The organism is Nocardia sp. 852002-51101_SCH5132738 (assembly GCF_001665695.1).
GTDB classification, from domain to species: Bacteria; Actinomycetota; Actinomycetes; order Mycobacteriales; family Mycobacteriaceae; genus Nocardia; species Nocardia nova.
On sequence record NZ_LZML01000018.1, the window covers coordinates 14,369 to 32,880 of the forward strand.

At 69.1% G+C, this 18,512-nt stretch carries 18 protein-coding genes; 12 read left to right on the top strand and 6 right to left on the bottom strand.

Annotated features, from left to right (window positions below):
* Nucleotides 1-215: 215 nt before the first annotated feature.
* Nucleotides 216-1,172 carry a TIGR03564 family F420-dependent LLM class oxidoreductase gene (locus tag A5789_RS01840; protein ID WP_064905466.1) on the top strand — a complete coding sequence of 319 codons (957 nt, stop codon included), beginning with the start codon at nt 216-218 and terminating at the stop codon, nt 1,170-1,172.
* A complete protein-coding gene (locus A5789_RS01845; protein WP_082940407.1) occupies nt 1,169-2,290 on the top strand; it encodes a CaiB/BaiF CoA-transferase family protein in 1,122 nt (373 codons plus the stop codon). Before A5789_RS01840 ends, A5789_RS01845 begins: the two co-directional genes overlap by 4 nt.
* Before the next feature lie 108 nt (nt 2,291-2,398).
* Here the strand turns inward: A5789_RS01845 and A5789_RS01850 are convergent, their stop codons facing one another.
* Nucleotides 2,399-3,445: a ferredoxin--NADP reductase gene (locus A5789_RS01850; protein ID WP_064905422.1), complete on the bottom strand. Its 1,047-nt coding sequence runs from the start codon at nt 3,443-3,445 to the stop codon at nt 2,399-2,401.
* A gap of 73 nt (nt 3,446-3,518) precedes the next feature.
* Here A5789_RS01850 and A5789_RS01855 point away from each other — a divergent pair, with 73 nt between their 5' ends.
* The 5 genes from A5789_RS01855 (at nt 3,519) to A5789_RS01875 (ending at nt 8,563) form a co-directional block, all read left to right on the top strand.
* A complete protein-coding gene (locus tag A5789_RS01855; RefSeq protein ID WP_064905420.1) occupies nt 3,519-4,922 on the top strand; it encodes a class I adenylate-forming enzyme family protein in 1,404 nt (467 codons plus the stop codon).
* Nucleotides 4,900-5,805: an acyl-CoA dehydrogenase family protein gene (locus tag A5789_RS01860; protein ID WP_064905419.1), complete on the top strand. Its 906-nt coding sequence runs from the start codon at nt 4,900-4,902 to the stop codon at nt 5,803-5,805. Before A5789_RS01855 ends, A5789_RS01860 begins: the two co-directional genes overlap by 23 nt.
* A complete protein-coding gene (locus A5789_RS01865) occupies nt 5,792-6,880 on the top strand; it encodes an acyl-CoA dehydrogenase family protein (RefSeq protein ID WP_063011741.1) in 1,089 nt (362 codons plus the stop codon). The genes A5789_RS01860 and A5789_RS01865 overlap by 14 nt, the downstream gene beginning before the upstream one ends.
* 1 nt (nt 6,881) lies before the next feature.
* Nucleotides 6,882-7,661 carry an enoyl-CoA hydratase/isomerase family protein gene (locus A5789_RS01870; protein ID WP_063011743.1) on the top strand — a complete coding sequence of 260 codons (780 nt, stop codon included), beginning with the start codon at nt 6,882-6,884 and terminating at the stop codon, nt 7,659-7,661.
* A gap of 89 nt (nt 7,662-7,750) precedes the next feature.
* Nucleotides 7,751-8,563 carry an LLM class flavin-dependent oxidoreductase gene (locus A5789_RS01875; RefSeq protein ID WP_064922679.1) on the top strand — a complete coding sequence of 271 codons (813 nt, stop codon included), beginning with the start codon at nt 7,751-7,753 and terminating at the stop codon, nt 8,561-8,563.
* Between the two features lie 35 nt (nt 8,564-8,598).
* Here the strand turns inward: A5789_RS01875 and A5789_RS01880 are convergent, their stop codons facing one another.
* Both A5789_RS01880 and A5789_RS01885 read right to left on the bottom strand, forming a co-directional pair.
* On the bottom strand, nt 8,599-9,348 hold the full coding sequence (locus A5789_RS01880; protein ID WP_064905417.1) for an SDR family NAD(P)-dependent oxidoreductase: 750 nt from the start codon (nt 9,346-9,348) through the stop codon (nt 8,599-8,601).
* Nucleotides 9,345-10,109, bottom strand: coding sequence for an SDR family NAD(P)-dependent oxidoreductase (locus A5789_RS01885; protein WP_063011747.1), 765 nt, complete (start codon nt 10,107-10,109; stop codon nt 9,345-9,347). The genes A5789_RS01880 and A5789_RS01885 overlap by 4 nt, the downstream gene beginning before the upstream one ends.
* 53 nt (nt 10,110-10,162) lie before the next feature.
* Here A5789_RS01885 and A5789_RS01890 point away from each other — a divergent pair, with 53 nt between their 5' ends.
* Genes A5789_RS01890 through A5789_RS01900 form a run of 3 tightly spaced genes read left to right on the top strand, consistent with a single transcriptional unit; the run spans nt 10,163 to nt 13,645 of the window.
* On the top strand, nt 10,163-11,599 hold the full coding sequence (locus A5789_RS01890; protein ID WP_064905415.1) for a class I adenylate-forming enzyme family protein: 1,437 nt from the start codon (nt 10,163-10,165) through the stop codon (nt 11,597-11,599).
* Entirely contained in the window at nt 11,592-12,737 is a 1,146-nt protein-coding gene (locus A5789_RS01895; protein WP_064905412.1) for a thiolase family protein, read from the top strand. The genes A5789_RS01890 and A5789_RS01895 overlap by 8 nt, the downstream gene beginning before the upstream one ends.
* Nucleotides 12,734-13,645, top strand: a complete 912-nt coding sequence (locus tag A5789_RS01900; protein WP_064905410.1) for an ArgK/MeaB family GTPase — start codon at nt 12,734-12,736, stop codon at nt 13,643-13,645. The genes A5789_RS01895 and A5789_RS01900 overlap by 4 nt, the downstream gene beginning before the upstream one ends.
* Before the next feature lie 17 nt (nt 13,646-13,662).
* Here the strand turns inward: A5789_RS01900 and A5789_RS01905 are convergent, their stop codons facing one another.
* The 3 genes from A5789_RS01905 to A5789_RS01915 form a co-directional block, all read right to left on the bottom strand.
* Entirely contained in the window at nt 13,663-14,481 is an 819-nt protein-coding gene (locus A5789_RS01905) for an SDR family oxidoreductase (RefSeq protein WP_064905408.1), read from the bottom strand.
* A gap of 172 nt (nt 14,482-14,653) precedes the next feature.
* The gene (locus tag A5789_RS01910) at nt 14,654-15,466 is read right to left on the bottom strand and encodes an acyl-CoA thioesterase II (RefSeq protein ID WP_064905405.1); all 813 of its coding nucleotides are present in this window, start codon (nt 15,464-15,466) and stop codon (nt 14,654-14,656) included.
* 44 nt (nt 15,467-15,510) lie between these two features.
* Nucleotides 15,511-16,164, bottom strand: a complete 654-nt coding sequence (locus A5789_RS01915; RefSeq protein ID WP_064905403.1) for a TetR/AcrR family transcriptional regulator — start codon at nt 16,162-16,164, stop codon at nt 15,511-15,513.
* Nucleotides 16,165-16,342: 178 nt separating this feature from the next.
* On the opposite strand from A5789_RS01915, the gene A5789_RS01920 reads away from it, so the two are divergent.
* Together A5789_RS01920 and A5789_RS01925 are read left to right on the top strand one after the other, a co-directional pair.
* Nucleotides 16,343-17,341 carry an acyl-CoA dehydrogenase family protein gene (locus A5789_RS01920; RefSeq protein WP_063011823.1) on the top strand — a complete coding sequence of 333 codons (999 nt, stop codon included), beginning with the start codon at nt 16,343-16,345 and terminating at the stop codon, nt 17,339-17,341.
* Nucleotides 17,325-18,503 carry an acyl-CoA dehydrogenase family protein gene (locus tag A5789_RS01925; RefSeq protein WP_063011761.1) on the top strand — a complete coding sequence of 393 codons (1,179 nt, stop codon included), beginning with the start codon at nt 17,325-17,327 and terminating at the stop codon, nt 18,501-18,503. The genes A5789_RS01920 and A5789_RS01925 overlap by 17 nt, the downstream gene beginning before the upstream one ends.
* Nucleotides 18,504-18,512 lie beyond the last annotated feature (9 nt).

Below are 18,512 nucleotides of genomic sequence, written 5' to 3' on the forward strand. Positions count from 1 at the left end.
GGCTTTCAGCGCATCCCGAGTCGGATGGCCGCCCGGTCGTGCGCGCGGAGGCGGGAGGGTTTGCGCAGCGGTTGCGAAGGCGCCGCTCGACGCTGCGCCACCGGTTCGATAACGTATGACCGCGCTAGCGGTATTGGCATTCTCTTTTTTCGCAAGTACCGTATTCATCAGTGGGTGACGCGGTCGCCCGGCGTAGCGGCGGGTTGGAGGTCTTCGTGCGTGTCGGAGTGATGATCGGACCGGAGAAGGGGGATTCCGCGCGCAAGCTGAGCCGGATGCTCGACGACATCGCCTGGGCCGAGGAGGCCGGGCTCGACACCGCGTGGATTCCGCAGATTCCGAGCGATTTCGACGCGCTGATCACGGTCGCGGCGATGGGATTGCGGACTCGCCGCATCGAATTGGGGACCGCCGTGGTGCCGTTGCAGGCGCAGCATCCGATCGCCCTGGCACGCCAGGCGCTCTCGGCGCAGGCCGCCGCGAGTGGGCGATTGGCGCTGGGGGTGGGCCCCTCGCATCACTGGATCGTGCGCGACATGCTCGGCTTGCCGTACGAGCGCCCGGCGGCCTACACCCGTGACTACCTGGATGTGCTGGCGGCGGGACTGACCGGCCCAGGGACCGTCGACGTCGAAAACGACACGTTCTCCGTGCACAATCCGCTCGATCTGGGTCCGGTCGCCCCGGTGCCGGTGCTGGTGGCCGCGCTCGGGCCGGTGATGTTGCGCATCGCGGGGGAGCGGGCTGACGGGACCATTCTGTGGATGGCCGACGAGCGCGCGATCGCCGATCATGTGACGCCCAAGATCACCAAGGCCGCCGCCGACGCGGGCCGGACACCGCCGCGCATCGTGGCGGGACTTCCGGTCTGCCTGTGCCGGGATTCGGAGGTGGAGGAGGCGAAGGCGCGTGCCAATCGCATTCTCGGCGAGGCGGAAATCTCGCCCAATTATCAGCGCCTGCTCGAACAGGGTGATGCTCGCGATGTCGGCGACATCTGCGTGGCCGGTGACGAGGCCGCCATCGCGGCCGGGTTGCGCCGTTTCGCCGAGGCGGGTGCGACCGATGTCTCGATCCGGCTGCTGCCGATCGGTGACACTCGCGGCGAACTGATCGCCTCCAAGCGCCGCACCCGCGAGATGATCGCCGATATCGCGCGGGAATTACGATGAGCACCGACGCCTCTGCGGCGTCCGGTACGGGTCCGGACCGGCGAACCGGAGCGTTGGCGGAGCGCACCAGTGCCGGTCCGCTGGCGGGGATTCGCATTCTCGAGGTCGGCACCATGCTCGCCGGTCCGTACGCGACGATGATGCTGGCGGATCTGGGGGCCGAGGTCACCAAGCTGGAACCGGCCGGCGGCGACATCTCCCGGCAGGTCGGCGACAGCTATTTCGCGAGCCTGAACCGCGGCAAGCGCAGCATCCGCCTCGACCCAGGCAGTGCGGCCGGCCGGGCACGCCTGGGTGAGCTTGTCGCGCATTCGCATGCGCTGCTGGTGAATTTGAAACCCTCGGCGATTCACCGGCTCGGCCTGACGTACGCCTCGCTGCGGGAATTCAACCCGGCGATCGTCTGCGTCGCGATCACCGGATTCGGTCTCTACGGCGGCGACGATCCGGCCTTCGACTACATCGTGCAGGCCGCCACGGGGGTTGCCGCCCTCACCGGCGATCCGGCCGGACCGCCGACCCTGCCCGGCTATTCCTCCGCCGACAACTCCACCGGCCTGACCGCGGCGCTGGGTCTGCTCGCGCAGATCGTGTCCGGCCGCGGTGGTCAGGTGGACGTCTCGCTGCGCGATGTGATGTTGTCGCAATTGAACTATCACGCGGCGGCGTATCTCAACGAGGGCAAACATCCGCAGCGGCGCCCGTTCGGCGCGCATTCGTATTACGTTCCGGCGCAGCTGTTTCCGACCGCGAACGGTTACCTGGCGTTGTTCGTCACGCACGACCGCTTCTGGAAGGCCTTCGCCGCCGAGGCCGGGGTCACGGGCTTCGGCACCATGGCCGAACGCGCGGGCCGGCGAGCCGAGGTGCTCGCCGCGGTGACCGCCGCACTGGCCCGCGACGACGCCCGGGGCTGGGAGGCGCGCCTGCGCCCCCTGGGCATTCCCGCCGCCGCGGTCCGCACATTGCCCGAAGCGCTCGACGCCACGCCCGACGCCGTGGCCGTCGCGGGGACGTACCGTTTGGTGGCATCTCCCATCCGAATCGACGGCTACACACCGGAATACGGCCCGCCGCCCCGGCTGGGTGAACACGACAACCAGGAGCCGGTGCGTTGAGTCGATAGGCGCCGACCAGCGTCGGCCTCGGCGCTGCTCACACCGATACGGCCACATCCCTGCGGGAACCGAGGCGGCCGACCGGGGACGACCGCCCGCGGACTCCGCTCATTCGTAATGCACCGTCACCGACTCGGTGTCCGGCACCGCTTGGCAGGTGAGGACGTAGCCGTCCTCGACCTCGTCGTCGGCGAGGGCGTCGTTCACCCGCATCGTGGCGCTGCCCTCGCTGAGCCGGGCCATACAGGTGGCGCAGTTGCCGGATTCGCAGGAGAACGGCGGGGTCAGGCCCGCGCGGCGGGCGCTTTCCAGCAGGGTCTCGCCGGCGTGGCGCGGCACCGTGGCCTTCTTGCGATTGAGGAAGATCGTGATCGTGCCACCGCCAGCGCCGGATTCGGTTGCGGGCGTGGCGGTATCGGAGGTGGTTGCGGGTGCCGGCTCGGTCGCCGAATCGGCGAGTTCGGGGACCGGTGCGCCGAACCGTTCGCTGAAGATCACCCCCGGGCCGGGCAGGGCCGCCTCCACCATCTCCATGAATTTCTCCGGTCCGCACACATAACTGTCGCCGTGACCGTCCGCGCCGACGAAGTCGCGCACCGCCCTCGGGTCGAGCAGCCCGGCGGCACTGTCCAGATGCCGGATCACCTGGAGCCGGCCCGGATAGCGCTCCGCCAGCTCGGGCAGTGCCGCGCCGAAGATCACCGATTCCGCGTCGCGGTCCGCGCACAACAGCCGCACGCGGCGCTCGGTGGTCGCCAGGGCGCTCTTTGCCAGCGAGAGCACCGGCGTGATCCCGCTGCCGCCGCTGAAGCCCAGGAGCGGAACCTCGGTGTCGCGCAGGCAGAATCGGCCGGCGGGCCGGCCCATATCGATCACGTCACCCTCGGACACGTTGTCCAGCAACCAGTTCGAGACCTTGCCTCCCGGCACCCGCTTGACCGTGGTCATCAGTTCGGAGTCGGTTTCCGGTGCGCTGGACATCGAATAGGACCGATACAGATCGGTGCCGTCGACCCGGACCCGGAAGGTGCAGAACTGTCCGGCGCGATAGGTGAGCGGGCCGTCGTGCGGGGCCAGCACGAAAGTCCGCGCATCGGCGCACTCCTTCACGATCCGGGTCACGGTCGCGGGCCGGAACATCGGGGGACTCGCCATGGAACGCCTCTCCTGGTATTAAGATTCTTATACAAAGAGAATAGCGTTCTCCTGAACGAGATGGGATTTTCTCATGACCGAGCCGACGGCGATCGTGTCCGACGATCGGCACTACAGCGTGTCGCAGCTCGACGAGCTGGCCGGCGGACTGGCCGAGACCCTGCACGCGCGCGGCGTTCGCGCGCGCAGCCGGATCGCCGTGATGTCGTCGAATCGCCCGGAATTCGTGCTCGCGGTGCTGGCGGCGTGGAAGCTCGGCGCGGCGGTGGTCCTGCTGAGCCCGGCGTGGCGGCGAGCCGAGGTCGAGCACGCGCTCGCGATCACCACACCCGGATTCGCGGCCGGCGACCATCCGGTGCTGGCGGAACTGATGCCCATGCTCGATCTCGACGACCCGATCACGCCCAGCCGCGCGGAATTCGACCCGCCGGATCCGGAATCGGATGCGGTGCTGGTGTTCAGCTCCGGCACCACCGGCCTGCCCAAGGCGGTGCGCCACACGCACGCCTCGTTCGCGGCCGCGGTGCGGGACTGGCAGCAGGTGCTGGAGCTGGGCAGCGACGACCGGATCCAGATCCTGACCCCGCCGTCCCATATCCTCGGCCTGCTCAACATCGTCACCGCGCTGCGGGTGGGCGCCTGGATGCGGCTACATCGCCGCTTCGACCTGGAGTCGATGCTGCGCAGCATCGAACGCGACCGCATCACCGTGGAGATGGCGGTGGCGCCGATCGCGCTGGCCATCGCCTCGCATCCGGAACTGGAATCGTTCGACCTGTCCTCGCTGCGCTACATCATGTGGGGCGCGACGCCGGTGACGGTGAGCGTGGCCGAAACCGTGACCCGCCGTACGGGCGTGCGCTGGCTGCCCGCCTACGGCGCCACCGAACTGCCGGTGCTGGCCTGTAATCCGATCGAAGGCGCCCGGCTGGACACGGTGGGACGCGCCGCGCCCGGGGTATGCCTGCGAACGGCGTCGCTCGAGGACGGAAAACCGTTGCCGCCCGGGAAGATCGGGGAGATCCAGGCGCGGTCGCCGTCGCTGATGGCGGGTTATCTGCCCGATGGCGCGGACGCGGGGGCCGTCGTGGACGGCTGGTACCGCACCGGCGATGTCGGCTGGATCGACGCCGACGGCTGGGTCCGCATCACCGATCGGGTGAAGGAGATGATCAAGGTCCGCGGCTTCCAGGTCGCGCCCGCCGAGATCGAGTCCGTCCTGCACGGGCATCCCGCCGTCGCCGATTGCGCGGTCTTCGGTGTGGCCGACGGCGCCGACGGCGAGGCGATCGTCGCCGCGGTGTCGGCCGCCGCGCCGGTGACCGCGGAGGAGTTGTCCGCTCTGGTCGCCGATCGCCTGGCCGGATACAAGCGGCTGCGCCGGGTGGTGTTCGTCCCCGACATTCCGCGCCTGCCGTCCGGCAAGGTGCTGCGCCGAGTCCTCGAGGAGCGCTATGGACGTCCGTCTGACCAGTGAACAGCGCCAATTGCGTGATGCCGCAGCCAAGTTGGCCGACGATCTGGGGCCCGGCTCGGTAGCGGAACTGGCCGACCGGGAGCGGATCACGCGGCTGGACAAGACCGTCGAGCTGACCGGATGGCGAGCCCTGCGCTCCGACGGCGCGTCGGGCGTGGAAGTGGCGCTGGTGGCCGAGGAATTCGCGCGCGGACTGGTCGACGTGGCGTTTCTGGGTCCGGTGCTGGCCGACGATCTGCGCGGCCATCCCGCCGGGGACGAGGGTCGCTGGACACTGGGGGTGCGTGGACGGGCCGTCGACGCGGCCGGATGTGATCGGGCGGTGGTGCTCGCCGACGGTCAGGTGCTGGCCGGCCGGCTGGGTCCCGCCGCGCCGTCGGCGGATCCGACCAGGGCGGCCGCCGAGCTCGACGGGCGGCTCGAGCACATCGGGGAACTGTCGCCGGATCAGGCGTCGCAATGGCTCGCCCTCGCCCTGGTCGGCACCACCGCGGACCTCCTGGGCGCCGCCCGGGGCGCGCAGCGGCTGGCCGTCGACTACGCGAAAGTCCGTGCCCAGTACGGCAAGACGATCGGCTCCTACCAAGCCGTGGCGCATCTGCTCGCCGAATCGCAGGCCTTGATCGAGGGATCGGTCAGCGTGCTGCGCTACGCCGCCTGGGGAGTGGACGAACTGTCGCCCGACGAGGCGGTGCGCGCCGCCCGCATCGCCAAGATCTACTGTGCCCGCGCCGCGCGCACCGTCTGCGAAACCGCCATCCAGGTGCACGGCGGCATCGGCAACACCTGGGAATGCCTGGCGCACATCTACCTTCGCCGCGCCCTGGTCTCGACCGAACTGTTTCCCGTCCGTCTGGAGGAGATCGCCCGTGGACTTTCGTGACTCACCGGCCGAGGCCGAATTCCGGGATCGGTTGCGGCGCTGGCTGTCCGAGGTCGCCGGCGACTTCCCGACCTCGGGTGACGAATACTGGGCCCGTCAGGGCGAGTGGCATCGCGCCCTGTACCGGGCCGGTTTCTTCGGATCGTCGTGGCCGAAGGAGTTCGGCGGACACGATCTGGCGCCGGTCTACGACGTGATCGTCGACGAGGAACTGGCCCGCGCGGGCGCCCCGCCGCGGCCGAGTCTGGGCTATCTGATCCAGGGCCTGGGCCGCCACGGCAGCAGGGAACTGCAACAGCGATTCCTGCCCGGCATGATCGACGGCACCGAACGCTGGTGCCAGGGCTTCAGCGAACCGGGAGCCGGTTCGGATCTCGCCGCCCTGACCACCACCGCCACCCTCGAAGGCGACCACTATGTGATCCACGGCCACAAGATCTGGACCAGCTACTCCGATGTCGCGGACTGGTGCCTGCTGCTGGCCCGCACCGATCCGCAAGCGCCTCGGCACAAGGGGATTTCGGCGTTCATCGTGTCGATGAAGCAGCCGGGTGTGCAACAGCGGCCGCTGCGCATGATCAGCGGTATCACCACCGAATTCGGGCAGGTGAGTTTCGACGGCGCCACCGTGCCGGCCGATCGGATGGTGGGCGCGCCCGGTGAGGGCTGGAAGCTGGCGATGACCGTCGTCGGTCACGAGCGGGAGCCGTCGACTCTCGGCTACTCTGCCCGCTACGCCAAGACGGTGCGCGCGCTGGCCGACCGCGTCGACGGGCCGCTGCCCGACGAATTGACCTGGGCGGCGGTGCAATCGGAGATGTTGCGGCTGCACGTGCGGCGACGGCTGTCCGAACAACTGGACGGCGTCTCGCACGGCCCCGACGGCTCACTCGACAAACTGCTCATGACGTGGGTGGACCAGGCCGTCGGCCATGCCGCGCTGACCGTCGCCGGCACCGACGACGCCGATATGTTCGGCACCTACCTCTACAGCCGCGCGCAGAGCGTCATGGGCGGCACCTCGCAGATTCAGAAGAACATCATCGCCGCCCGCATACTCGGATTGGGAGCCTGACATGTACGACCTGCCCGCCGAAGTCGACGTCCGGGCCGAGGGCCCGATTCGCATCATCACCTTGAACCGCCCCGACGCGCTCAACGCCGTCGACGACGCGCTGCACACCGGGCTGGCCCGGCTGTGGCCGCGACTCGGCGAGGATCGGGAGGCCCGCGTCGCGGTACTCACCGGCGCCGGGCGCGCCTTCTCCGCCGGCGGCGACTTCGCATACCTCGGCGAATTGAGCCGCGATGCCGAGTTGCGCGCGAAAACCATTGCGCACGGCCGCGATATCGTGCTCGGGATGGCGCGTTGCCGGGTGCCGATCGTGGCCGCCGTGAACGGGCCCGCGGTCGGCTTGGGCTGCAGCCTGGTCGCCCTCAGCGATATCGTCTACATCGCCGAACAGGCCTATCTCGCCGATCCGCACGTGCAGGTGGGACTGGTGGCCGCCGACGGCGGCCCGCTGACCTGGCCGCTGCACACCAGCCTGCTGCTGGCCAAGGAGTACGCGCTGACCGGTGACCGGATCCCGGCCGAGCGGGCGCGGGAGATGGGTTTGGTCAATCACGTGGTCGCCGATCCGGTCGCCGAGGCACGCGCCTGCGCCGAACGGATCATCCGGTTGCCCAGGCAGGCAGTCGAATCCACCAAGCGGATCCTGAACCTGCAGCTCGAGCGCGCGGTGCTGGCCACTCTCGACTTCGCGCTCACCGCCGAGGACCTGACCTTCCAATCGGAGGATCTGCGCGCCAATCTGGCCCGGTTGTCGGCGCCGAAGAACGGCGCGAAGAAGTAGCCGTGGCAGCGGTAGGTGGGGTGGAGGCAGGCCGGGCAGTGGCAGGCGGGGCGCAGTGGTATCTGTTCCTGCCGCAGATCCGGTTCGATATGGCCGAGATCGTGGCGCGGGCCCGGGCGGCGGAGGCCGGCGGATTCGACGGGATCGCCTTCATCGATCATCTGCGGGCGCCCGGCGCCGAACAGCAGCCGCTGTGGGAGGCGATGACGGTCGCCGCCTGGGTGGCCGCGCGCACCGAACGGTTGCGCATCGGCCACCTGGTGCTCTGCGACGCGCTGCGCCATCCGGCGATGCTGGCGAAACAAGCGGTGGCGTTGCAGGAGGCCAGCGGTGGCCGGTTCGAGCTGGGGCTCGGGTCGGGGTCGGTGCCGAAGGAACTGGCCGACTTCGACATCGGCCACGAGAACGGCCCGGCCCGCCGGGCCCGGTTGGAACGCACGCTGGCACTGCTGCCGCGGTATTGGTCGGGTGAGGGGGACCTCGGCCTGGCACCCGCACCGACGTCGCGGATTCCGATCGTGATCGGCGGGTCCGGTCCCGCGACGATGGCGCTGGTGCGTCGTTACGCGGACTGGTGGAACCTGCCGGCCAACCAGCTCGACCGGCTGCCACGGTTGCGGTCGAGCGCCGGGCGGGCGCGCGTGTCGACCCAGCAGCTGGTGGGTTTCGTGGGACGCCGCGCCGATCCCGACCGGGTGCGCGAGGTGAGCCGGCGCCGATTCGGTTATCTGGCAGGCGGTTTGGTGTGTGGAAATGCCGAGGAGCTGATCGCGCACTTCGCCGCTGCCGCGGAGCAGGGTGTCGAACGGTTCTACATCTGGTTCACCGATTTCGCGCACCCGGAGACTCTCGCCGAATTCGGTGACGCGGTCATCGGTGGCATGCGCCGCGCCCGGTCGTAACGACCGCCGGAGCCGCCGCGCTGTGCCGACGACGGCTAGCGTTGCGCCAGCAGCACTTCCGACTGTTGGACCGATCCCGTGATGCCGGTCGCGTCCTGCCGCGCGAGCAGTACCGCGGCCTCCGCCATGGTTTCCGGCGGTTCGACCATCTCCGCCGGAATCCGCTGTCCGCCGCCACCGGCCCGCCAGCCCTCGGTGAGAACCACCCGCGACGGGCACAGACAGTTGACGGCGATATTGTCCGCGCGCAGATCGGCCGCCAGTCCCAGATACATGCGCTCCACGGCGGCCTTGGTGATCCAATAGGCGTTGGCGCCGCGGTCGAGCATGCCGACGCCGGTGGTCGTGATGGCGATCATCGAACCGCCGCCGCGAGCACGCAGCAGCGGAATCGCCGCCCGGGTGACGTGGAAGACGCCGGTGAGGTTGACGTCCAGACAGCGCTGCCAGCGGGCGTCCGGGGTCGATTCGATCGGGCTCAGTGCCAGTACCCCGGCATTCGCCACCACGATGTCGACCCCGCCGAATTCGGAAACCGTTGCCACCAAGGCTGTCTCGACGGATTCCGCGCTGGTGACATCGCAGGCCACCGGCAGGGCCCGGCCGCCGGATTCGGTGATCCGCTGTGCCACCGAGTGGATGGTTCCGGGCAACCGCCCCGGTTCCCGCGAGCGGGCGGCGACGGCGACCTCGGCCCCCGCCGCCGCCAGGCCGTGCGCGATCGCGGCGCCGATACCGCGGCTGGCACCCGCTACGAACGCGACTTTGCCTGTCAGAGAGTTCATTTGGGCGGGAAGCGCAGGGCGCCGTCGAGGCGGATCACCTCACCGTTGAGGTAGTCGTTCTCCACGATGGACTGCACCAGTTGCGCGTATTCCGTGGAGCGGCCCATCCGCTTGGGATGCGGAACCTGTTTGCCCCAATAGGCTTCCAGCTGATCGGCGGCCTTACCGTAGGCGGGGGTGTTGAACGTGCCGGGTGCGATGGTGACCACGCGGATGCCCAGCGGTGACAGGTCACGTGCGGCGACCAGCGTCATGCCGACCACCCCGCCCTTGGCCGCCGAGTACGGCAACTGCCCGATCTGGCCCTCGTAGGCGGCGATCGACGCCGTGTTCACGATGACACCGCGCCGGCCCTCCTCGCCCGGCTCGGACTGGGCGATCGCCGCGGCCGAGAGTCGCAGCACATTGAATACGGCGGTGAGATAGAACTCGATCGTGGTGCGGAACCCGTCGAGCGCGAGCGGGCTGCCGTCCTTGCCGACCAAGCGGCCACCGCTGGCCGGCCCGCCGTGCGCGTCCACCGAGATGCGCAGCGGGCCCAGCGATTGCGCCTCGGCGATCGCCGCCTGCACCGACTCCTCGCTGGTGGCGTCGGTGTGCACATAGCGGATGCCGAGCTCGGCGGCCAGCTCCTTGCCCTTGTCGTCGGCGACATCGGCCACTACCACCTTGGCTCCCGCGGCGTGCAGCCGCCGCACCGTCGCTTCGCCCAGCCCCCCGGTGCCGCCCACCACGATCGCGGCGCTACCGCTGATCTCCATGACGCTGCCCTCTCTTGAAATCAACACTCTCTTACTGAGAGAATAATGTTCTCATGAACATTAGCATGATCCTCGAGATGGCGGCCTCGGCCGGAAACCGGCCGGTGATCACCGTCGACGGCCGTTCGCTCACGGCGTCGCAATTGCTGCGACTGGCGCGCCGCGCGGCCGCGGAGTTCGCCGACAGTTCGGCCGTGCTGTATCTGGGCACGAACCACCTGGCGTATCCGGTGGCGCTGTTCGGCGCCGTGCTGGCCGCGGTGCCGTTCGTGCCGCTGAACTATCGGCTCGGCAAACAGCAGCTCTCGGCACTGCTGGCGCGGCATCCGGGTGCGCGGGTGCTGCGCCCCGGGGATCTCGACGCCCTGGTGGAAACCGATGCGGCACAGCCCGATCCGGAACCGCAGCCGGCCCCGTGGGACGGCGAGGCGGTGGCCGCGATCATCTATACCAGCGGCACCACCTCCGAACCCAAGGCGGCGCTGCTGCGACACCGGCATCTGATGGCCTACCTGCTGAACACGATGGAGTTCGGCACGGCCGCGGAATCCGACGCATCGCTGGTATCGGTCCCGCCGTACCACATCGCGGGACTCACCAATCTGCTCTCCAATCTCTACACCGGCCGCCGTGTGGTGTACCTGCCGGCGTTCGAACCGCAGCGATGGCTGGAAACCGTTCGGGCCGAGCGGATCACGCACGCCATGCTGGTGCCGACCATGCTGGCCCGCATCGTCACCGCGGTCGACGGCGCCGACGCGGCCACGCCGACGCTCGCGAGCCTGGCCTACGGCGGTTCACGGATGCCGCGGCCGGTGCTGGAACGGGCGCTGGCGATGTTCCCCGAGACCGGGTTCGTCAATGCCTACGGCCTCACCGAAACCGCCTCCTCGGTGGCGGTGCTCGGACCGGAGGATCATCGCGCCGCACAGGCCGCGACCGATCCCGCGATCCGCGAGCGGCTGAGCTCCGTCGGCCGGGCGCTGCCGGGCGTCGAATTCGACATTCGCAGTGCCGCGGGGGAATCGCTGCCGATCGGGCAGACCGGACTCGTGTACGTGCGGGGCGAGCAGATCTCGGGAGAGTACGGTGCGCGCACCGCGCTGGATGCCGACGGCTGGTTCGGCACCCGTGACCTGGGCAGGCTGGACGAGGACGGCTATCTGTTCATCGAGGGCCGCGCCGACGACACCATCATCCGCGGCGGGGAGAACATCGCACCGGCCGAAATCGAGGATGTGCTGCTCACCCATCCCGGGATCAGCGAGGCCGCGGTGATCGGGGTGCCCGATCCGGAATGGGGGCAGCGCCTGGTCGCGGTCGTGGTGGGCGCCGGTGATCCCGAAGAGATCAAGCGGTGGGTGCGGGAGCGGATGCGGTCCTCGAAAACCCCCGACGCGATCGTGTTCCGCGCCGAACTGCCCAAGACCGAAACCGGAAAACTGTTGCGCCGCAACCTCGTCGCCGAATTGGAGAGCTCCCATGCCTGAAGCCGTCATCGTCTCCGCCGTGCGGACCCCCATCGGAACCGCGCGCAAGGGCACGCTGCGCGACACCAACGCCTTCGACCTCGCCCACCATGTGGTCGCGGCGGTCGCCCGCGATATCGACCCGAGCCGGGTGGACGACGTCATCCTCGGCGAGGGCCGCTACGGCGGCGGGGTGCTGGCCCGCCACGCGGCGGTGACGGCCGGGCTCACCACAGTACCGGGACTGGCCGCCAACCGGCACTGCGCGGCGGGAATGGCCGCGGTGCAGAGCGCGGCGGCCGGAATCCGTTCGGGGATGGACGAACTCGTCCTCGCCGGTGGTGTGAATTCCGATTCCACCGGGCCCCGGGTGCGGTTCCGGGTCGGAGCGGACGAATGGATCGACCCGTGGGTCTCGCCGTCGCATCCGGACCGCCCGGACGCGCCCAATCTGGATATGTCGATCACCGTCGGCTGGAATACCGCGGTCAAGGCGGGAATCTCGCGCGAGGAGATGGACGCCTGGGCCCTGCGTTCGCATCGCAACGCGATCGCCGCCATCGACGAGGGCCGGTTCAAGGAGGAGATCGTCGCGATCGAGACGCCGCACGGCGAATTCTCCGTCGACGAACATCCGCGCCGCGACACCAGCCTGGAGCGGCTCGCCGGATTGAAGGTGCTGCATCCGGAGATCGAGGGGTTCTCGATCACCGCGGGTAACGCCTCGGGATCCAACGACGGCGCGGCCGCGCTGGCCATCGCCTCGGATCGGCTGGGCCTGCCCGCGCTGGGTGTCATCCGTTCGTGGGCCTCGGTGGGCGTGGACCCCGCCGACACCGGCCTGGCGCCGATCGAGGCGATCACCAAAGCGGTTGCGCGGGCGGGTATCTCACTGACCGAGGTGAAGCTGATCGAGATCAACGAGGCGTTCGCCTCGGTGCCGCTGGCCGCGGTCAAGGCGCTGGACCTGGATCCCGAGCGGGTGAACTACAGCGGCAGCGGCTGCTCGCTGGGGCATCCCGTGGCAGCCACCGGCGCCCGCATGATCGTCACCCTGGTCCACGAATTGCGCCGTCGCGGCGGCGGATTCGGTATCGCGGCGCTGTGCGCCGGGGGTGGTATGGGATCGGCGACCGTGATCGAGGTGCCCGCTCCGTGACCACCGCCGGGCGTGAGGCCAAACGGCTGCTCGCCGCCGCCCGGGAGGGTTCCCTGCGAGCCACCGGGCGGTTGCTGAGCATGGTCGAAAACGGCAGCCGCGACGAGGTTCTCGCGCTGCTCGGCTCGGTCGCCACGCCTCGGGTGCTGGGCGTCACCGGCCCGCCGGGCGCCGGAAAATCGACCACGGTCGCGGCGCTGGTCGGCACGTATCGGGCGCAGGGTGCGAGGGTCGCCGTCCTCGCGGTCGATCCGTCCTCGCCCTACAGCGGCGGCGCTCTGCTCGGAGACCGCATCCGCATGTCGGCCCATGTCGGCGACCCCGGTGTGCTGATCCGCTCGGTGGCCACCCGCGGGCATATCGGCGGCCTGGCCGCGGTGGTGCCGGCCGCGATCCGGCTGCTCGCCGATCTCGGCTACGACCGGATCGTGGTCGAGACGGTCGGGGTCGGGCAATCGGAGATCGAGGTCGCGGCGGTCGCCGATCCGACCGTGGTCATCCTGAATCCCGGTGCGGGAGACGCGATTCAAGCCGCCAAGGCGGGGCTGCTGGAGGTCGCCGACATCCTCGTGGTGAACAAGGCCGACCGGCCCGGCGCCGACCGGACGGTGCGGGAACTGCGCGGCGAATCCTCGGCCCCCATCCTGACCCTTGTCGCGGAGAACGGCACCGGTGTGCCCGAACTGGCCGAGGCCATCGACGCGCACCAGCGCAGCGACAACCCCGAACGCCGCGCCGCCCGCGCCCGGGTGCAGATCCTGTCGCTGGTGCACACCCGCGTGCGAGCCCATCCCGACCTGGCACGGCTGGCCGAGGAAGTCGCCCGCGGGAGCGTGGATGCCTACACGGCCGCGGAGCGGCTGGTGCCGCGTTCGCCCGCGGTCCCGGCACCGGCCATCCGGTGGTGAGGTAGTTCCCGGCCGGCTCAGTGTCCGCCGCGGCGAGCGTAGAAGATCTTGCCGACCTGCAGATACGCGAGCCGGTCCGCCAGCCGAGAACTGAGCCGGCGGGTGAGGTTGTAGACGTGGGCGTCCTTACCGATGACCACCCGGCCTCGCCCGCGCATCGTCGCGTCGATCATTCGTTTCGCGACCCGTTCCGGACGTGCCGCGAATGCTCTGGCCACGGGTTCGGGTGCTCCCAGTTGCGCCGCGCTCGCGCGCACGAGATCGGTCCACACCGTCCCCGGGAGAGCCGTGGTCACCGTGACGGCGGAGCGCCGCCCGCGCAGATCCTGGGACAATCCGTATCCGAACATCGCGAGCGCGGCTTTGGAGGCCCCGTAGAACGTCGAACCCGGAACGGGCACGATCGCCGAGAGGCTCGAGGTGTTCATGATCGTGGCTTCCGGGCGCTGCGACAGATGCGGGAGGAATGCCCGGCACATCCATACGGAGCCGAAGAAGTTCACCCGCATCAAGGTGTCGATGCGGTCGTCGTCGACCTCGGCGACGGTCTGCATCTGCTGGGCGATTCCGGCGATGTTGAACAGGCCGTCGACATGGCCGTGCGCGGCGATCACCGCATCGGGGAAGGCCTGCACCGCCTCGCGATCTCCGATGTCGAGGCGGTGGGCCGAGAACCGGGATCGGTCGGTGACCAGGTCCGCGGTCGCGGCCAGTGCCTGCTCGTCGAGGTCGGCGCCGGCGACGATCGCTCCTCGTCGCACCAATTCGAGGGCGACGCAGCGCCCGATGCCGTTACCCGCGCCGGTGACGACGAATACCTTGCCAGCGACCTGCACCGGACGAACTCCTTCCGCCCCTCCGCGCACCGCGCTCGAAACCCATCGAGCGGAAAGAGGGTTCTAGAACAGGTTCTATCACTTCGCGGCGGCCGGGAAACAGCCGGCCATCGGCTTACGCGACGCGGAGAACCGGCCCGATGCCGGATGGGCCGACCGGGAAAGGGCTCGGCTAGGGGAACCGCACCATGGCTTCCTGGGCGAAAGACGCGACCAGCGAACCGTTCTCGGTGAAGACGTCCCCGCGGCCGAAGCAGCGGCCCTGTGCCATCACCGGGCTGTCCTGGCGCAGCAACAGCCAGTCGTCGGTGCGGAACGGCCGGTGGAACCAGAGGGTGTGGCTGGTGACCGCGGAGCGGAACGCGGTGCCGTTGCCGCGCTGGCACACCCCCTCGATCGGGCGCAGTGCCGTGCCGATCAGGGTGAGGTCGGTGGCGTAGCCGGTCAAGGCCGGTGCGAGCGCGGCGTCCGCGGCCGGTGTGCGCATCCAGAACTCGAATTCCGGTGCGGCCGAACCGGTGTCGTCGAGGTCGACGTTCGTGCGGGTCTCCCACGGGATGATGTCGAATCCGGCCTTGTGCTCGGCCGACAGCAGCGGGCCGATCGGTGCGGTCACCTGTTGCTCGGGCCCGTCGTCGGCGGCGTGCAGGGAAATGGCCGCGGTGGCAACGATTCCCGATGCCTGCTCGGCCAGTATCGTCGCCGAGGCGAAGGTCCGTCCCTGATGCTGGACCTGCACCCGGTACCGCAGCGCCTCGTCCGGTTTACCCTCGCGGGGAAACAGCGCATGCAGCGATTCGACGGACTTGTCCGGACAGGCCAGCTGGGCGGCGCGCACGAATTGCGCCAGCAGCTGGCCGCCGAAGATCCGGTAGTACCCCAGGCTCTGGTTGGGGCCGGAGAACACCGCGGTATCGCGGTCGTCCTCGGCCGGAACCGAACGCAGGTCGAGACAAGCGAGAAGGTCGCTCCACAGATCGGGCATGGATCCGAGTGTAAGCGACCTTCTCGATTACGAGAATGAAATTCTCAGTCTTGCGCAAAGCCGTGGGCGCAGAAGTTCCACACCTCTTCGGCGGTGATGGGGTGGGTGGTCTCCTCGTCGGTGCCGCCGGTGGACTGCGCGGTGAACATCACCGTCTGCATGACCATCGCCGCGGTCCGGCGCGCGTTGAGATCCGTGCGCAACCGGCCCTGTGCCTGGGCCTTCTCCATCAACTCTGTGATCAGGCTCAGCAGCGGCGCGTGCGCCACCTTCACCTGCGCGGGATGCGAAACCAGTAGCTGCGGCGCGAAATCGGTGAACAGCGGCCGCTGCGCGGTCGGATCCGGGCGGCTCAGTTCGAACAGCAGCTCGATGGTCACCCGGAGCTGGTCGATCGGATCGTCCTGCCCGTCGGCGGCAGCGCGCAGCTGGTCCGCGGTGCGGCTGAGCGCATCCTCGAACAGGGCCAGCAGCAGTTCGTGTTTACCGTCGAACTGCAGGTAGAAGCTGCGCAGCGATTGTTTGGAGCGGTCCACCACTTCCTGCACGGTGAAGTCGGTGGTGCCCTTCTCGGTGATGATGGCCTGCGCCGCGTCGAGGAAGCGCTGTACTCGCTGTTCGGCACGCAATTTCGCGGTCCGGATCGAGCGCTCGACGGCGCGTTGCTTCCAGGCGGGCTCTTCGCTGGGGCTGCTCACGGTCGGCTCGGTCCTTGGTTATGTGTGCAGAACATGAATGCACTGTACCGGAGAATGTCATGTTCCCGGGCACCGAGGGCGCGTGTTCGGGAACGGCACGAGAGACTGTTACTTTCTGTTGTGGAGAATGATATTCTCGCGTCGGTAGGCAGTCTAGTGGCCAGAGAGGCGGTCCGGGATGCTTTTGGAGTTCGACTCCGAACAAAGACTCTGGCGCGACACCGTGCGCGAGGCGGTCGGCAGACAATGCCCGGCGACGCTGATCCGGGAGATCGCCGACAAGGACGGTGACCCGATGCCCTTGTGGCGCAGCTACATCGGGCTGGGCTGGACCGAATTGACCGGGGACGCGGCCGCTGTCGAGCTGGCGATCGTCCTCGAGGAACTGGGCCGGGCCACCGATCCGACGCCGTATCTGGCCACGATGACCCAATTCGCGCCGCTGGCACCGGAATTCGCGGATCCCGCACGGTCGGGCACGGCCGTGTACGACGGTGTGAACGCGGTCCTCGACGCCGACGGCTGGGTGCTCGGCGGCACCGCGCACCACGTCCTGGACGGTGACCGCGCCGAACAGTTCGCGGTGGTGACCAGGGCCGGTGTGTTCGTAGTGCCGGCCGCCGAGGTGCAGGTGCGCCGCAGTGCGGTCTTCGATCCCGTGCTGCATATCGCCGAGGTGCGCTTCGAAGGCGTGCGTGCCGGACACGATCGGCGCAGCACCGTGGATGTGGCGCGGGCGCGTCAGTTCGCCGTCACCGGAATGGCTCTGACCGTCGTCGGTGCCTGCCGGCGGATTCTGGATCTGGTGCTCGACCATGTGCGCACCCGCCACCAGTTCGGCGTGCCGATCGGCTCGCTGCAGGCGGTCAAACACAAGGCCGCCGATATGCACGTGGCGATCGAGCGGGCCCGGGCGCTGGCCTATTTCGCCGCGCTGACCATCGCCGAGGACGATCCGCGCCGGGCGCTGGCGGCCTCGATGGCGAAGGCCGCCGCGGGAGAGTGCCAGAACGTGGTGTTCCGCAACGGATTACAGCTGTTCGGAGCTATGGGATTCACCTGGGAGAACGACCTGCAGTTCGCGCTCAAACGTGCCCAGGCCGGCGAGCTGATGCTCGGCGGTGCGGCCGAACACCGGGCGCTGATCGCCGAGGAGTGCCGTGCAACTGAGATTTGACGACGACGTCGAGGAGTTCCGGGCCGAATTCGCAGCCTTCCTCGACGCCCATCTGCCCGATGCGGCCACCGCGAGCCGGCGGCGGTCGCATTCCAGTGCCGACGTGCCCGAATGGGCGCGGGACTGGCAGCGGCTGCAGTTCGATCACGGCTGGCTGCTGCCCGGTAATCCGCCCGAATTCGGCGGGCGCAATGCCACCATCCTGCAGCAGTACGTGCATCTGCAGGAGCTGTCGGATCGGCGCATCTATCACAGCTTCAATCCGCAGGGCGTCGGAATCGTCGCGGCCTCGCTGCTGTCGTTCGGCACCGAGGAGCAGAAAACGCGTTGGGCGAGAAGGATTTTGCGCGCGGAGATCACCGCCGCACTCGGCATGAGCGAACCCGGCGCGGGATCGGATCTGGCCGGTCTGCGTACCCGGGCGGTGCGCGACGGTGACGAATTCGTCGTCGACGGGCAGAAGGTGTGGACCTCCGGCGCCCACGACGCCGACGTGCTGCTGACCTTCGTGCGCACCGACCCGGACGCGCCGAAACACAAGGGCATCAGCGTGCTGCTGATCCCCACCGATACCCCCGGCGTGACGCGCCGGCCGTTCGCCTCGGTGTGCGGTCCGCACGATCTGGATTTCAACGAGGTGTTCTTCGAAGGCGTGCGGGTGCCGGCGGAGAATCTGGTCGGCCCGCTGCACGGCGGATGGGGCGTCGCCAACGGTTCACTCGGACACGAACGCACACTGCTGTGGTTGTCCTACGCGGACCGGCTCGAGGAACTCGCCGCCGATTTCGCTCCGCAGACGGTGCTCGATCGCGATCACTACGCCACCCTGATCATGGACAGCTACGCCCTGCGGTTACTGGGTTCGGCGGCGCTGGCCCGGGCCGCGCGCGGCGAACAGGATGTGGCGGCGCTGTCGGTGCTGAAGGTCTTCGGTTCCGAGGCGGTGCAGACCGCCTCCGGACACGCGCTGCGCGCGCAGGGAGCCGATGGCCTGATCCACCCGGCGCGGACCTCGGCGTTCAACCCGTTGAATCTGGATGCCTTCGGCGCCAGCTGGTTCGAACGCTATACCCGCAGTTTCGCCGGGACGATCGCCGGCGGCACATCCGAAATCCAGCGCAACATCATCGCCGAGCGCGTGCTCGGTCTGCCCCGAGGCTGAGGAGTCGCC